Here is a 13,944-nt window from a genome sequence, read left to right as displayed (position 1 = left end):
ACCGTGCTGTCATGCCAGTCCGGCGACCACCGATTCAACGGCTCCCCAGCAGTGACCGGCCAGCGTGCCCTGGCTCTGGGCCGGGATGTCCGCGTAGTTGGTCACGTCCGGGTCCCAGAAGTCGACGCACGTCACCACGATCTTGAACGTCTTGGTGACTGCAGAGCTGTTGTAGCACTGGGCTTTGCCCCACTCGCCGTCGATCCAGGTGTCGCACCCGCTCATGACCTGAGCGGGTCCCGGAGCCGGAGCCGGCGCCGCGGAGGCCGTCGGTGTGAGCGTCAGTGCGGGGCCAAGTGCCAGAGCACTCGCCAAGACGGCAATGCTTCTCTTGTTCGGCATCAGGTGAAATACTCCTGTTTGTTCGCATGGTGAATCGACGGGCCGGGTGGCCCGACGCCGAGGTGCGCAGAAGTGCGCGAAGGGCGGTCGGCGACAATGTGCAGCGACCGGAATTCGAGAAGCTTCTCAGCTGTGTGAGGTGCGTACCGCAGGGGTCAAAGACCGGCTACTGCGGAAATGGTGTGCGCACAATGCGCAGAAGTAGAACATCTAGTTGCCCCCCCAGGCTTGTGGCGATGAATGATCAATCGCGCAGAACCGATCGTATCGGCGTGGTTCTGCGCGCAATAGGTCAGAACGGGTGAACGGAATGTCCAGTTTCGGTTGTTCTGAGTGTCTCGAGCAGTGCTCGGATCGCCGATTCTCCCGTCGTGCGACCATTCGTGTGAATAACTGTTAAGTTGATGGACACGCTCGGTAGTGTTGCTCGTGCCATGGAGGAATGAGATGTGGGCAGTAGCTGCTGCGGAATTCGGTGCTGAACTCGAACTCGTCGAACTCCCCGAGCCGACCCCCGGTCCTGGGGAGCTCAAGGTGCGGATGCTGGCGGCGAGCGTCAACCCGTTCGACCGCAAGGTCGTGGACGGGATGCTGCGCGGCTCGGCGGAGCACCGGTTCCCGATGGTTCCCGGCACGGACGGCGCGGGGGAGGTGGAGGGCTCTGGCGAAAGGATCTTCGGCACCTTCTTCCACCGTCCGGTCGGCGGCGGAACGTACGCCGAGTACGTCACAGTTCCGGCCGGGAACGCGTTGGCTCCCTTGCCGGACGACATGGATCCCGCGGTCGCCGCCGCATTGCCGACCGCGGGAATGACCGCTTTGCAGTTGGTCGAGTCGCTCGGGGCCGCGGAATCCGTGCTGATCGTCGGTGCCTCCGGTGGCGTGGGGTCGTTCGCCGTCCAGATCGCGCGTGCGGCGGGCAAGCGGGTCATCCCCATCGGCCGTGGCGACACCCTCGTCGAGGCCGACGCTCTGATCGACCTCGTCAGCGCCGACCGTTCGTCGTTCGAGGAGAACGCGCGCTATGCGCCGCTGGCCTTCAACACGAACTACGTTTCCGCTGATCAGAAGCAGAACTTCGGCATGAAGGGCTCGCGCGAAACGTTGGTGCGGCTGGCGTCGATGGTGCAGGCGGGGGACCTGGAAGTACCGATCGCCCGACGCGTGCCGTTGCGTGAGGCGACCGACGTTTTCGCAGGTCACGGGCCCGGCAAGACCGTGATCATCATGTAGGTGGTCGTTCTGGCGCGGTGAACGGTCGACGGACGGTGACCGGTACCGCTGACCGGCTTTTTGCCCCCACGCCTGGCGCACACACCCTGAGCAGGTCTTTTGGTGCGTCCATACGGATTAACGTCACCCAGACGGCAGCACCGTAGGACCGAACTCCCCTCACCACTCCTCGACCGGTCACCGACCGGTCGGCGCCGTCGATCGCAGGGGGTCCTGTGGCCTGGGGGCGGGCCGCGCGCTTACTGCTAATTCTTTATCCAGAGCACGAGTCGAAACGCGGCGGATCTCCCGCCGCGGGTGACGAGGAGGCACTGGCGTGAGCAGCACCCCAGCAAGGATCGCGGCACTCGACAGCTCGAACGGTCTGTCGACCACCCCGGTCCCGGTTCCGGAACTGCCCGCGTCCGTCGAGGAGTTGGCAGCCGCTGCGGCGATCCGCCTCGGCTGGCACGGCGTGGTTCTCCCCGAAATGGTCCTGATGGGCCGCAAGGTCGTCGTCGTGGCCGAACTCCTGGCCGACGCCCACGCCGAGCGCGTGTGCGTGGGTGCGGGCCCTGAGGCCGACAAGACCACCGTCTCCACCTGGGTGTGGCCGGAGATGGAAGGCCGCGTCCCGCCGGCCGCCGTGCGCATCGTCGGCGTCCTGGCAGTCGCCCGCCACTGGCGCACCGCGCTGGCCTCCGCCGTCCCCTTCGCCCGCTACGGCAACGCCGCGGTCGTCCTCCCTGAGTCGGTCGCGTTCTCGCACGACTACCTCGCGAACTGCCTGCCGCGCGTCCGCCGCTACGGCGTCTCCGTCCTGCTGGCCGACGACGAGAAGGACCTCTCGGTCGACGTGTCCGGCCGCCAGGAGAACGCGCCCGCCGAGGACACCGCCATCACCCGCTGGGTCAACGAACTGGTCTACGAGCAGGTGCTCGCCACCGCGTCCTGATCCACGCGTCGTGCTGGTCGCCGCTCACTGATCTACGGTCAGACCATGCGAGTAGTGATAGCCGGCGGACACGGGCAGATCGCGCTGCTTCTCGAGCAGCAGCTGGCCACCCGTGGAGACGCCGCCACCGCGCTGGTCCGGAACCCCGATCACTTTGGTGACGTGCAGGAAGCCGGAGCCGTTCCGGTGTTGTGCGACCTGGAGTCCGCTGATCTGGACTCGGTCGCGGCGTATTTGAACGGTGCTGACGCGGCAGTGTTCGCCGCAGGTGCCGGCGCCGGATCTGGTGCCGCCCGCAAGGACACCGTGGACTACGGGGCCGCCGCTCTGTTCGCCTCTGCTGCTGTGGAGGCCGGGGTGCGGCGGTTTCTCCAGGTTTCCACCGTCGGGATCGAGTCTGCCGACTCGCCTTCGGTGGATCCGGAGTTCGCTGTGTACCTGAAGGCGAAGAAGCTCGCCGAAGAGGATTTGAAGGCTCGGGATCTGGATTGGACGATCCTGCGGCCTGGGCCGTTGGTCAATGATCCTGCTACCGGGCTGGTCACCCTGGCTGAGCCTCGGTTGCCTCGGGCTTCTGTCACCCGTGCGGATGTTGCTGCTGTGCTGGCGGCGTTGCTGGATGCGCCTGGGACTGTTGGGAAGACGCTGGAGTTGGTGAACGGGGAGACGCCGGTTGTCGAGGCGGTCCGGGCAGTTCTCTGATCTTGTCGGACCCTCTGAGTAGGTTGAGTTGTAGGGGTTCCCGGATCGGGGGGACCCCTGCGTCAGCGTGGTCAGCTTTGCGATCCGCGGCTTTGTCGGGTGGTTGCCTTGCGTATCCGCAGCCGGTGGGTGGTTGCCTTGCGATCCGCGGCCGAGCGAGTGGTCACCTTGCGGGCGGCCAGCTTGCGTTGGGTGCTTCCCCTGGGGGCTCTGCCCCCAGACCCCCGGCAATCTGATCGGGGGGTGGCGCCGCGGGCGGGTTGATGGCACGCCTGTTGCGTTGGGCGGCTGCCTGTTTCGTAGTTTCGGTGCGTTGGCGGTGGGGTCCCGTCACGAGCCGCACCAAGAGCGGGCCACATGCAGGTAGGGGTGTCAACTCGACGAAAAGCGTGTCGAGTTGACACCCCTACCTGCATGCAGCAAGAGCTGTGGTGCGACTCGTGACGGGACCCCACCGCCGGGCCCGCTCGGTAGGACCGCTCGGCTTCGGCTTCGCGGGTGAGTGGGCTGGTGGTTTTAGCCGAGCACGCGGTCCAGGTAGGCGTTGGTGAAGGTTCGGTTGGGGTCCACCTCGTTGCGTACCCGCAGGAAGTCGTCGAAGTTCGGGTACAGCGGGCGGAGCTCCGTTGCGGTCAGGTCGTGCATCTTGCCCCAGTGTGGGCGGCCGCCCACCGACGCCGCGATGGCTGCGTACGCGTCGAAGAAAGCCTTGTACTGCATGCCCAGTGCTTGGTGCATTGAGATGTACGCGGTGTCTCGGCCGCTTGCCGTCGAGAGCCAGATGTCGTCGGCCTGGGCGATGCGCACCTCGCACGGGACGATCAGGTGGTCGCGTTCGCCCAGTTTGTTCGCCACGGCGCGGAGTTCGCCGATCACGTCCATCAGGGTTTCGCGGGGGATGGAGAACTCGGTCTCCACGAAGCGGACTCGTCTTGGGGTCACGAAGACGTTGTGCGAGTAGTCCGAATAGGACCGTTCGGAGATCAGGGAGCCGCAGAGTTCGTTGAGGCGCTTGGTGTAGCGCGGGAAGGTCTTGGCCACCTTGGTGACCGCGCCGAACGCCGCGTTCTCCATCACCTCGTACTCCCACGCCTGGCGGAGCTTGGAGAGCGGGCGGGCTGGTTCGGTGATCCTGTTGTTGCGCTTGAGGATCACGCGGTCCGAGTGGGTGAACCAGTGGAACTCGACGTGGTCCTCGACGGCGCAGAGGTCGTCGAACTGTTCCAGCACCGCGTCCAGGCGGCCGGGGGACTCGGAGGCCCGCAGTACGAACGACGGGACGCACTGGAGGGTCAGGGTGCTGATGACGCCGAGTGCGCCCAGGCCCACTCGGGCGGCGTTGAAGAGGTCTGGGCGGTTGGTGCGGTTGCAGGTCACCACTGAGCCGTCGGCCAGGACCAGTTCGAGTTCCACGATCGCGGTGGCGAGGACGCCCAGTTTTCCGCCGGTGCCGTGGGTCGAGGTGGAGACTGCGCCGGCGACGGTCTGGGCGTCGATGTCGCCCAGGTTCGGCATCGCGAGGCCAAGGCGGTGCAGGTCGGCGTTGAAGGCCCACAAAGGGGTGCCTGAGCGGACGGTCACGAGGCCGGTCTCCGCGTCCGCGCGTACGATTCCTGTCCATCGGTCCAGGTCAAGCGCTACTTCTGGCGCTACGGCGATGTCGTTGAACGAGTGACCGCTGCCTCGCGCGCGGACTCGGGATGCGGAGAGGATCGTTGTGGCGATCTCGTCCGTGCTGGACGGGTGGACCACGCGCGCCGTGCACGAAGCCGTTTTAGCCCAGTTCGTCCACACGCGTACCTCCACGAGAGAGTGTGACCTGCGAGTAACGTAAGTGAAAGCTCTTCACGTTTCAAGGGTTCAGCACGTACCGTCAGAGCATGCGCAGAACTCGACTCGATGCCGCGACGAAGGATCTGGATCCTCCGTTCGCGATCGTCGACCTGGATGCCTTCGACCACAACGCGGCGGACCTCGCCCGTCGCGCTGCCGGTCATCCGATCCGGGTGGCGAGCAAGTCGATTCGGGTGCGTGACCTGGTGAGCCGGGCGCTCGAACGGCCCGGTTACGCCGGGGTCATGTGCTACTCGCTGGCCGAGGCGCTGTGGTTGTCGGAGCAGAACGTCAGCGAGGACCTCCTCGTGGCGTACCCGACGGCCGACCGCGCGTCGCTGCAGAAGCTCGCGGCCAACGAAACCGCACGTCAGCGCGTCACGATCATGGTCGACTCGACCGAGCACCTCGACTTCGTCGACGCTGCCATCGGTCCGCACGCCGACATCCGGGTCTGCCTGGAGCTGGACGTGTCGTGGCGGCCGCTGCCGGGTGTGCACATCGGCCCGCGCCGGTCGTCGATCCACACGCCGCAGCAGGCGAAGGCGCTGGCCGCCAAGATCACGCAACGCACCGGCTTCAAGCTGGTCGGCGTCATGGCGTACGAGGGTCAGATCGCCGGCCTGGGCGACAACCCGCCCGGTCAGCCGCTGCGGGCGCTCGGGATCCGGTTCATCCAGTCCAAGTCCGGGCCCGAGTTGGTCCACCGCCGCACGGCAGTGGTGAGCGCGGTCCGGCAGGTCGCAGACCTGGAGTTCGTCAACGGCGGCGGCACCGGAAGTCTGGAACTGACCGGGTCCGACCCGTCCGTCACCGAGCTCGCGGCGGGCAGTGGTCTCTTCGGGCCGACGTTGTTCGACGGGTACCAGGCATTCAGGCCGGAACCTGCCGCGCTGTTCGCGTTGTCGGTGGTGCGCAAGCCGACCAAGCGGGTCGCCACGCTCTTCGCCGGCGGCTACATCGCGTCCGGCACGCCGACTCCCGACCGCCAGCCGTCGCCGTACCTGCCGTCCGGGCTGAAGACGCTCGGCCTCGAAGGCGCGGGCGAGGTGCAGACGCCGGTCACCGGCAAGGCGGCGGAGCAGCTGAAGATCGGTGACCGCGTCTGGATGCGGCACGCCAAGGCGGGCGAGCTGTTCGAGCGGTTCGACGAGGTGCACCTGGTGCACGGTGACCGCATCGAGCGCACCGTGCCCACGTACCGCGGCGAGCGCCGCAACTTCGGTTAGACCGGGAGCCGCGACGACAGGTAGCCCCTGACCAGAGCCCTGGCTTCGGTCAGGATCGCCTGGTCGCCCGTCGGGTTCTTGCGGAACGCCATCTTCATCACGGCGTCGGCGGCTTCGACGGCGATCGCGATGGGCACCTGGACCTCGACCATCGGGATGCCGAACTTGCCCGAGATCAGCTCCGAGATCTTGTCGGAGATGACGGCGTTGTTGTCGCGGCGGTCGTCGAGCAGGCGCATGTCCACGACGTCACCGAAGTGCAGCTTCCCGAACGCGGGGATCTCCCGGTGCATCGTCACGTAGACGTCGAACACCGTGTCCACGGCGTCCCACCAGTGCTCGAGTGTCGCCTGCTCGAGCCGTTCGGTGATGCCCAGGGAGAACTTGTCGACGTTGCGCAGCGTCAGCGCCTGCACGACGGCTCTCTTGTCGGGGAAGAACTGGTAGAGCGAGCCGACCGCCACGCCCGCTCTCTCCGCGATCAACGTCGTGGTGACGCCGTCGTAGCCCACCTCGTCGATGAGCGTCGCGCAGGCCTCGAGCATGCGCTCGACTCTCTTGGCGCTGCGCTGCTGGACGGGCTGACGGCGAAGCGGGGTGGTGCTCGTCACGGCGACTCCCAGTAGTTCGGGTACTTCCATCTTGCCTGTTGTACGGCTCTTTCACTTCCCTGAACCAGTCAACACGCCTACGATCCGAACAAGTTTCACATTTTGGAGGATCGATGAGCGACTTCCTTTGGGGAGTGTCGACGTCCGCGTTCCAGATCGAGGGCGCGTTCACCGCCGGCGGCCGCGGCCCCTCCGTGTGGGACGAGTTCTCTCCGGTACACGAGAACCAGGACGCTTCCGTTGCGTGCGACCACTACAACCGGTGGCGCGAGGACGTTGCGCTCATGACGCAGCTCGGCGTGAACGCGTATCGGTTCTCGATCGCGTGGCCGCGCATCCAGCCGTCCGGCAAGGGACCTGTCAACGCCGAGGGCCTCGACTTCTACGACCGCCTGGTCGACGCGCTCGTCGACGTCGGTATCGCCCCCGTGGTGACGTTGTACCACTGGGACACGCCCCTCGAACTGGAAGCGGAGGGCGGGTGGCTGAACCGGGACATCGCCGACCGGTTCGCCGACTACACGGCGCTGGTCGCGGACCGGCTCGCCGACCGCGTGAAGATGTGGATCCCGATCAACGAACCCGCGATGGTGACGTTGCAGGGTTATGCGATCGGTGAGCATGCTCCCGGCAAGGCGCTGCTCTTCGACGCGTTGCCCACCGCCCACCACCTGAACCTCGCTCACGGCCGTGCGGTCGAGGTGCTCCGTTCGCACAACGCGCAAGCGGTTGGCACGGCGAACAACCACACGCCGGCCTGGCCGGTTGGGCCGAACGACGTAGCAGCGGCCGAGGCCTACAGCGAAATTCACAACTGGATCTACGCGGACCCCATGTTGTCGGGCCGATATCCCGACGCAGTCGCCGAGCTTCTGCCTATCGCCGATGGTGACCTGGCCACGATCCACCAGCCGCTCGACTTCTACGGCGTGAACTACTACAACCCGACGCGGCTCAAGGCGCCGTCCGAGGGCAACCCGCTGCCGTTCGAACTGGCGGAGATCGACGAGTACCCGCTCACCGGTTTCGGCTGGCCGATCGTTCCGGCCGGACTGACCGAGATGATCAACGCGCTGCGTGAGCGATATCCGGACCTGCCGCCGGTGTACGTCACCGAGAGCGGCTGCAGCTTCCCCGACGAGATCGCGGACGCCGACCGGGTCTCCTACCTCGACGGACACCTCAAGGCCGCGCAGGCAGCGGACGTCGCCGGGTACTTCGTGTGGTCCCTGCTCGACAACTTCGAGTGGGAAGCCGGATATTCACAGCGGTTCGGCCTGGTCCAGGTCGACTACGAGACGCAGCGACGCACGCCGCGCGACTCGTTCCACTGGTACAGAAAGGTGATCAGCGGTGAGTGAAGCCCTCGCTGAGCCGGTGGTGCGGGTTCGCCGCGGCTGGATGGCCTGGTTGTTCTGCGCCAACCTCGGGTTGTGGCTGGCGGTCTACGCGCCGATCCAGGTGCTGCTGCCGCAGCAGGCCGAACTGCTGAACAAGGCGAACAAGGAGCTGGTGTTCGGCATCGTCACCGGCTTCGGCGGCATGGTGTCACTGCTGGTCGTGCCGTTGATCGGGTTCCTGTCCGACCGCACGACCTCGCGGTTCGGCCGTCGCCACCCGTGGACGCTGGCCGGAGCGGCCGTCGGCGCCGTCGGCCTGGCCGTGCTCGCGAACGCGCCTTCGGTGGTCGTGATGACCATCGGCTGGTGCCTGGTGCAGGCAGGAATCGGCGGAATGCTCGCCGCACTGACCTCTGCCGTGCCCGACCGGGTGCCGGTCGAGCAACGGGCCCAGGTCGGCGGGCTCATCGGGATCAGCCAGATGCTCGGCACCGTGCTGGGCGCGGTCGTGGTGACGCTGCTGGTCAGCGGACTTCAGGCCGGCTATCTGGCGTGCGCGGTCATCGTGCTGGCCGGCGCCATCTTCTTCGTCCTGCGCACGCCGGACACGCAGCTCATCACCAAGCCCGTGCGGCCGACTTTCTGGATCTCGCCGAAGCAGCACCCCGACTTCGCGTGGGCGTGGGGCGGGCACCTGATGATCAACCTCGGCAACGCGTTCGGCACCCTCTACCTCCTCTACTTCCTCGGCGACGTGGTCCACCACGAGTCGCCGGAGGACGGTCTGCTCGTGCTCATGGCGCTCTACGGGGTGGCGCTCGCCGCAGGAGCAGTGCTGTTCGGCGCACGGAGTGATCGTTCTGGCCGCCGAAAGCCGTATGTCTACGGTGCCGCGGCCGTGATGGCGCTGGCGGCGTTGATCCTGGTGATCTGGCCTACCTGGACCGCCGTGCTGATCGCCTCCCCGTTGCTCGGCGTCGGTTTCGGCACGTACTGGGCCGTCGCGATCGCGCTGCTCACGCAGGTGCTGCCGACCGCGTCCGACCGGGCCAAGGACCTGGGTGTGCTCAACGTGGCCAACGCGTTGCCGCAGGTCATCGCCCCCTTGCTGACCGCGTTGATCCTCGCCAACCTGGGCGGTTACCGCGGTCTGTTCGCGGTGTCCGCGCTGGCGACGACGCTGGCCGCGGTGTTGATGAGTCGAGTGCGATCGGTGGTCTGATGCAGGTCGAGGGCAAGAAGGTTCTGGTCACGGGGGCGTCCCAGGGGATCGGCGCGGAGGCGGCGTTCCGGTTCGCCGCCCACGGCGCTCATGTCCACCTTGTGGCCCGGAGCGCCGAACTGCTCGATCTGCAGGTCAAACGGATCAAGGAGTTCGGCGGCTCGGCGACCGCTCATCCGGCCGATCTGGCGGACGCCGAGCAGATTCGCGCACTCGCGGAAGAGGTGCCGGCGCCGGACGTGCTGGTCAACAACGCGGGTGTCGGACGCTGGTTGTTCCTGGACGACACGTCGGCCGACGAGTTGCAGACCATGACCGCCGTGCCGTACCTGGCCGCGTTGCTGCTGACCAGGGAGTACCTGGGCGCCATGCGGTCTCGCGGCTCCGGCTGGATCGTCAACGTGAACTCGCCGGTGTCCAGGCTGCCGATCCCCGGCTGCGTCGGTTACCAGTCGTCGCGCTGGGCGTTGCGCGGACTGACCGCGTCACTGCGCCTCGACCTGCGGGGGACCGGCGTCGGGATCAGCGAAGTGGTGCCGGGCAAGGTCTCCAGCGAGTACTTCAACAACAATCCCGGCGCCGAGGAGCGGATCCCGGCCATCGCCCGGCTGATGATCCCCACGGTCACGCCGGAGCAGTGCGCGAAGGCGATCGTCGACGCGGTGGAGAAGGAACGTGCCGAGCACCTGTTCCCGTGGCAGCTCAAGGCGTTCGAGATCTCCGGCCGGCTGTTCCCCGGCCTGACGTCGTACCTGGCCTGGAAGACCGGCACCCACCGCTAGAAGTGAAAACGGCCCTCGTCTGCGCGGGAGGTGCAGACAAGGGCCGTGGTTGGTGACCGCGGACCGACGACGGTCGGGGAGGGAAGGTGCACGTCACCGGCCCGCGGGAATCTGTGGAGTGGTAAAGCTGACCGGGGCCCGCGATGTAGCGGTCGGGGGTTCGCACATCGCGGGCCACCGGTCAGTAGGCGGTTTGCAGACCTGGTCGTGTCGGGGGGACGCCAGGTCAGTCGCAAACGCCCGTTAGTGGGCTCGAGCCACCGCGCGGCGGGACCGGGTGACAGGAGGAGTCACCGGGGCCTCGCGCAGATGGCGAGCCGGGCGCGGGGCGAGTCCGCCCGCAACCAGGTGTTCGTACGCGGCGCGCCACACCGAGCAAGGTGACTTCTGCTGGCGCCAGCGGCCGGAACATTCAGGGCAGTTGCCCTTCTCGTCCGGCTCGTGCGCTGCCAGCAGAGCACGCCATCCCTCGGTCAGCCGAGGGAGCTCGGATCGAGCCACCGACAGGAGGGACGGGGCGTCAGCGCGGCTCGCCAGCTCTGTGAGCAGGTCGAGGCGTTCCCACACAGCGTTGCGAAGAACCTGTCCGAGGATCGCGTCCATCGAAACGTCACCGTCACCTTTCCGCCTGGTCGGCGGCTTCGCGTAGCGCAGCCCTGAGCTGTACGAGCTGGTCGTGGGACAAGACTGCCGTCTCCCCGGGAGGGCCTACCAGGACCACTTGGCCCTGAACGACCTTCACGGTGAGCTGGCGGTCCCGGTCGACCACGTCGCCGCAGCTGATCTGCCACGTCCGACGTTGCCCGGTCATGCCGCGCCATGTGGATTCGGTGTCACCCGTCTCCACAATGGAGGTGGAGCCTGAGGAGGAGCTGTCCACTATTAGGTCGTTCCTCTCCGTGCTCACTCGCTTACCGGAATCTAGATTGCGATGATTCATGCCGGAACGGGACGTCACAGCGCCCACCGGTGGAAGTCTTACGGTGAGCGGTAAGCGGTGTTCGGTAGAGCCGATCAGCTCCGCCGAAGAGGACTTCTCGGGCTCGGGGACCTGCCCCTAGTCTGCCGATGACGCCCAACGGACTGTGAGGGTGCGCGATGAACACCATGAGTTCCCAGGGCTCTCCTATCCCCACCGAGGTGTGGGACCACCAGGAGATGCGGGACGCACTTGCCCGACGAGAGATCAGCTCGGTCTACCGGCTGCTCCGAAGGCACGGCGTGTCCCAGCGCCAGATCGCGGCGCTCACTGGGCAGTCGCAGTCCGAAGTCTCGGAGATCCTCAAGGGACGCCAGGTCATGGCGTACGACGTCCTGACGAGGATCGCCATCGGCTTGGGTGTCCCACGTGGATACATGGGTCTCGCCTATGACGAGACAACGGCAGTAAGGGTGGCCGCAGCTGCGGACTCACCCCATCCGGAGGAGGAAGAGTCGGTGAAGCGTCGGAAGTTCCTCGCGCACGCCGCCGCCGTGACAGTGGGCGCGGCCGTGTTCGGAGCGGACTCCGGGTCGTGGGTTTCACACCCCACACAGACTCCGGCTCCGGGACGCATCGGCATGACGGACGTGCGGCAGGTCGAAGCGGCCACCCGTGCTCTGCGTGCCCTCGACTACCAGTACGGCGGCGGCTCCTGCCGTGACGCCGTGGTCGCCCAGCTGTCCTGGGGACAGCAGATGCTCGGCGCGAGCTCCACGGACATCGTTCGCCAGCGGCTCTTCGTCGCCTTGGCAGACCTGCACAACCTCGCCGGCTGGACGTCGTTCGACACGGGCCTGATGGACTCGGCCCGCAACCACTTCGGTCAGGCGCTCGACCTCGCGAAGCAGGGCGAGAACGAGGCCCTGATGGCGAACATCCTGTACCGCATGGGCCGCGTCTACTTGCACCAGAACGCCCCGGACGACGCGCTGAAGGTGTTCCAGCTGGGTCAGCTGGCCGCGCAGAACTCCGGTTCCGAACTGGCGGTGGGCATCCTGTGCGCGAACGAGGCCTGGGCCTACGCGAAGATGGGTTCCGACGAGCAGGCGCTCAAGCTGCTCGGCCGCGCGCGTGACGAGTTCTCCCGCGCCGACGTCGTCGAAGCACCCGCGTGGGCGCGGTTCTTCAACGAGATCGACCTCTCGTCGATGATCGGCACCGTGCACACGGAGCTCGCCCAGTCCGTCGACGTCAAGTACGCCCGCACCGCGATTCCCTACCTGTCGAAGGCGATCAACAGCTTCGGCGACGACATGGCCCGCAGCCGGTCCTTCAACCTCACCTCGATGTCGATCAACCACCTCATCCAGGGCGACGTCGACCACGGCGCCAAGGTCGGCGGCCAAGCCGTTGACCTGTCGGAAGGCCTCAAGTCCGTGCGCACCAAGCAGCGCATGGAGCCTCTTCGCCAGGAGGCCGAGAAGCGCCGCAACAACCCCGAGGCCCGTGAACTGGCCGAGCGCGTCGCACGCTTCACCGGGGCTGACAGCGCTGCCTAGCGGCAATCTCGTTTGGGTCCTATAGCAGCACGATCGGATGGCGTGGGACACGAACCGGTAACGCCAGGGCCTTCGCACACGAATGCAGCATCGACGGGCGAGAAATCCACGCCTAGGGTGCGGCAGGTCGGGGCGAAGGACGAGGTGCGGCGCGTGAGCCTTACTCGGAGGTGGCGTTCCAGGAGAGCGCTGCGGTCCGCGCAGTTGCTCGACGAGGTGGTGGACACCCAGCTACCGCTGTTGGCTGGCTTTGACGAGGAGCGACGGCGACGATCCGCCGACTACCTCGCCGAGCTCGTGGCGCTGGCTCAGGACTACCGCTACTACGCCAACGGCTGGATCGACAGCCGTGAGCTGGACCGCCGCGGTCAGCGGACGATGAACCGGCTGGCGCGAATGCGGGAAGAATCTTCGGCCCGGCTGATCACCGACTAGTCCGTTCGCGCACAGCTCGTCGCGCCGATCAGACCACTCGCCGAGTCCGCGGCGAAGTGCATGAATGTTTCACGTTGAACATTTGCCTCACCAGGGAACGACCCCGGCGTCGTCGAAGAGACCGCCGGTCGGGCCGTCATCGGGCAACGTGGCCAGCCTGATCGCCGCTTTGGCACCGTCTGCCGGCGTGCTGGTGCCCTGGAACCCGTTGAGGTCGGTCGCCACGTAACCAGGGCAGACGGCGTTGACCTTGATGTTCGTGAGTTCCTTCGCGTACTGGACGGTCAGCGCGTTCAGGAACGTCTTCGACGGCGTGTAGATGCCGTTGACCTCGCCGAACTCCACTTCAGGGTTGGTCTGCAGCGTCAGCGACGCCAGGTGGCTCGACTGGTTGACGATCCGCGGCCGTGCGGAACGAGCCAGCAGTGGCAGCATCGCGTTGGTGACCCGGACGACGCCGATCACGTTGGTCTCCAGCACCTCCCGCAGGCTTTCCGGTGTGGCGGCGGACGGCGCCGCGGGCCACGCTCCGGCGATCGCCGCGTTGTTGACCAGCACGTCGAGGCGGCCGAACCGTTCCTCGAGCAGTGCCACCGCTGCCTGGACGCTCTCGTCGTCGGTAACGTCCAACGGCACGAAGAACGCGTCAACGCCGTCCGCGCGCAGCTTCGCCACCGCCTCCTCGCCACGCCGGGTGTCTCGCGCGCCGACTCCGACGGTCATGCCGAGACCTGCGGCGATCTCGTAGCCGATTCCCTTGTTCGCGCCGGTGACCAGCGCAATCGTCTGTTCGCTCATGC

General features: G+C 66.8%; 15 protein-coding genes. 9 read left to right on the top strand and 6 right to left on the bottom strand.

The window, feature by feature from the left end; genetic code table 11:
• Positions 1 to 9: 9 nt before the first annotated feature.
• Positions 10 to 225: a hypothetical protein gene (locus ACIRG5_RS12235; RefSeq protein ID WP_402903925.1), complete on the bottom strand. Its 216-nt coding sequence runs from the start codon at positions 223 to 225 to the stop codon at positions 10 to 12.
• Positions 226 to 789: 564 nt separating this feature from the next.
• Here ACIRG5_RS12235 and ACIRG5_RS12230 point away from each other — a divergent pair.
• The 3 genes from ACIRG5_RS12230 to ACIRG5_RS12220 all read left to right on the top strand — a co-directional run bounded on the left by ACIRG5_RS12230 (position 790) and on the right by ACIRG5_RS12220 (position 3,211).
• The gene (locus tag ACIRG5_RS12230; RefSeq protein WP_402903922.1) at positions 790 to 1,575 is read left to right on the top strand and encodes an NADP-dependent oxidoreductase; all 786 of its coding nucleotides are present in this window, start codon (positions 790 to 792) and stop codon (positions 1,573 to 1,575) included.
• A 316-nt stretch (positions 1,576 to 1,891) separates the two neighbouring features.
• Positions 1,892 to 2,509, top strand: a complete 618-nt coding sequence (locus ACIRG5_RS12225) for a hypothetical protein (RefSeq protein WP_089928501.1) — start codon at positions 1,892 to 1,894, stop codon at positions 2,507 to 2,509.
• Between the two features lie 45 nt (positions 2,510 to 2,554).
• Positions 2,555 to 3,211, top strand: a complete 657-nt coding sequence (locus tag ACIRG5_RS12220; protein ID WP_402903918.1) for an NAD(P)H-binding protein — start codon at positions 2,555 to 2,557, stop codon at positions 3,209 to 3,211.
• 516 nt (positions 3,212 to 3,727) lie between these two features.
• Here the strand turns inward: ACIRG5_RS12220 and ACIRG5_RS12215 are convergent.
• Complete coding sequence (locus tag ACIRG5_RS12215; RefSeq protein ID WP_402903915.1) at positions 3,728 to 5,017, bottom strand: D-arabinono-1,4-lactone oxidase; 1,290 nt, start codon at positions 5,015 to 5,017, stop codon at positions 3,728 to 3,730.
• 74 nt (positions 5,018 to 5,091) lie between these two features.
• Between ACIRG5_RS12215 and ACIRG5_RS12210 the strand changes: the two genes are divergently transcribed.
• The gene (locus tag ACIRG5_RS12210) at positions 5,092 to 6,273 is read left to right on the top strand and encodes an amino acid deaminase/aldolase (RefSeq protein WP_402903912.1); all 1,182 of its coding nucleotides are present in this window, start codon (positions 5,092 to 5,094) and stop codon (positions 6,271 to 6,273) included.
• Here ACIRG5_RS12210 and ACIRG5_RS12205 read toward each other — a convergent pair.
• Positions 6,270 to 6,914, bottom strand: a complete 645-nt coding sequence (locus ACIRG5_RS12205; RefSeq protein WP_402903909.1) for a TetR/AcrR family transcriptional regulator — start codon at positions 6,912 to 6,914, stop codon at positions 6,270 to 6,272. The two genes, ACIRG5_RS12210 and ACIRG5_RS12205, sit on opposite strands and share 4 nt — an antisense overlap.
• An 83-nt stretch (positions 6,915 to 6,997) precedes the next feature.
• Here ACIRG5_RS12205 and ACIRG5_RS12200 point away from each other — a divergent pair, with 83 nt between their 5' ends.
• From ACIRG5_RS12200 to ACIRG5_RS12190, 3 genes are read left to right on the top strand one after another with little or no spacing between them, the layout of a single operon-like run.
• Positions 6,998 to 8,245 (top strand): GH1 family beta-glucosidase, encoded by a 1,248-nt coding sequence (locus tag ACIRG5_RS12200; RefSeq protein ID WP_319976325.1) that lies wholly within the window; start codon positions 6,998 to 7,000, stop codon positions 8,243 to 8,245.
• 40 nt (positions 8,246 to 8,285) lie between these two features.
• On the top strand, positions 8,286 to 9,446 hold the full coding sequence (locus ACIRG5_RS12195; RefSeq protein ID WP_402904904.1) for an MFS transporter: 1,161 nt from the start codon (positions 8,286 to 8,288) through the stop codon (positions 9,444 to 9,446).
• On the top strand, positions 9,446 to 10,228 hold the full coding sequence (locus ACIRG5_RS12190) for an SDR family NAD(P)-dependent oxidoreductase (protein ID WP_402903905.1): 783 nt from the start codon (positions 9,446 to 9,448) through the stop codon (positions 10,226 to 10,228). Before ACIRG5_RS12195 ends, ACIRG5_RS12190 begins: the two co-directional genes overlap by 1 nt.
• A gap of 243 nt (positions 10,229 to 10,471) precedes the next feature.
• On the opposite strand, the gene ACIRG5_RS12185 is transcribed toward ACIRG5_RS12190, so the two are convergent.
• Together ACIRG5_RS12185 and ACIRG5_RS12180 are read right to left on the bottom strand one after the other, a co-directional pair.
• Positions 10,472 to 10,831 (bottom strand): hypothetical protein, encoded by a 360-nt coding sequence (locus ACIRG5_RS12185; protein WP_030480258.1) that lies wholly within the window; start codon positions 10,829 to 10,831, stop codon positions 10,472 to 10,474.
• 13 nt (positions 10,832 to 10,844) lie between these two features.
• Positions 10,845 to 11,135, bottom strand: a complete 291-nt coding sequence (locus ACIRG5_RS12180) for a hypothetical protein (RefSeq protein WP_307790106.1) — start codon at positions 11,133 to 11,135, stop codon at positions 10,845 to 10,847.
• A 191-nt stretch (positions 11,136 to 11,326) separates the two neighbouring features.
• Here ACIRG5_RS12180 and ACIRG5_RS12175 point away from each other — a divergent pair, with 191 nt between their 5' ends.
• Both ACIRG5_RS12175 and ACIRG5_RS12170 read left to right on the top strand, forming a co-directional pair.
• Positions 11,327 to 12,709: a helix-turn-helix transcriptional regulator gene (locus tag ACIRG5_RS12175; protein ID WP_319976323.1), complete on the top strand. Its 1,383-nt coding sequence runs from the start codon at positions 11,327 to 11,329 to the stop codon at positions 12,707 to 12,709.
• Positions 12,710 to 12,862: 153 nt separating this feature from the next.
• Positions 12,863 to 13,144, top strand: coding sequence for a hypothetical protein (locus tag ACIRG5_RS12170; RefSeq protein WP_093596166.1), 282 nt, complete (start codon positions 12,863 to 12,865; stop codon positions 13,142 to 13,144).
• An 87-nt stretch (positions 13,145 to 13,231) separates the two neighbouring features.
• Here ACIRG5_RS12170 and ACIRG5_RS12165 read toward each other — a convergent pair whose 3' ends face one another.
• A complete protein-coding gene (locus tag ACIRG5_RS12165) occupies positions 13,232 to 13,942 on the bottom strand; it encodes an SDR family oxidoreductase (RefSeq protein WP_402903901.1) in 711 nt (236 codons plus the stop codon).
• Positions 13,943 to 13,944 lie beyond the last annotated feature (2 nt).

Origin of the sequence: Lentzea sp. NPDC102401 (assembly GCF_044765805.1) — a bacterium.
Taxonomy (GTDB): Bacteria; Actinomycetota; Actinomycetes; order Mycobacteriales; family Pseudonocardiaceae; genus Lentzea; species Lentzea sokolovensis.
This window is presented reverse-complemented; position numbering and strand designations above follow the sequence as displayed.

Bases quoted from the DNA above. Each gene is read 5' to 3' on its own strand.
- ACIRG5_RS12200 (WP_319976325.1), top strand. From the start codon at position 6,998: ATGAGCGACTTCCTTTGGGGAGTGTCGACGTCCGCGTTCCAGATCGAG.
- ACIRG5_RS12210 (WP_402903912.1), top strand. From the start codon at position 5,092: ATGCGCAGAACTCGACTCGATGCCGCGACGAAGGATCTGGATCCTCCG.
- ACIRG5_RS12230 (WP_402903922.1), top strand. From the start codon at position 790: ATGTGGGCAGTAGCTGCTGCGGAATTCGGTGCTGAACTCGAACTCGTC.
- ACIRG5_RS12235 (WP_402903925.1), bottom strand. From the start codon at position 225: ATGAGCGGGTGCGACACCTGGATCGACGGCGAGTGGGGCAAAGCCCAG.
- ACIRG5_RS12195 (WP_402904904.1), top strand. From the start codon at position 8,286: ATGGCCTGGTTGTTCTGCGCCAACCTCGGGTTGTGGCTGGCGGTCTAC.
- ACIRG5_RS12165 (WP_402903901.1), bottom strand. From the start codon at position 13,942: ATGAGCGAACAGACGATTGCGCTGGTCACCGGCGCGAACAAGGGAATC.
- ACIRG5_RS12205 (WP_402903909.1), bottom strand. From the start codon at position 6,914: ATGGAAGTACCCGAACTACTGGGAGTCGCCGTGACGAGCACCACCCCG.
- ACIRG5_RS12190 (WP_402903905.1), top strand. From the start codon at position 9,446: ATGCAGGTCGAGGGCAAGAAGGTTCTGGTCACGGGGGCGTCCCAGGGG.
- ACIRG5_RS12175 (WP_319976323.1), top strand. From the start codon at position 11,327: ATGAACACCATGAGTTCCCAGGGCTCTCCTATCCCCACCGAGGTGTGG.
- ACIRG5_RS12185 (WP_030480258.1), bottom strand. From the start codon at position 10,831: ATGGACGCGATCCTCGGACAGGTTCTTCGCAACGCTGTGTGGGAACGC.
- ACIRG5_RS12220 (WP_402903918.1), top strand. From the start codon at position 2,555: ATGCGAGTAGTGATAGCCGGCGGACACGGGCAGATCGCGCTGCTTCTC.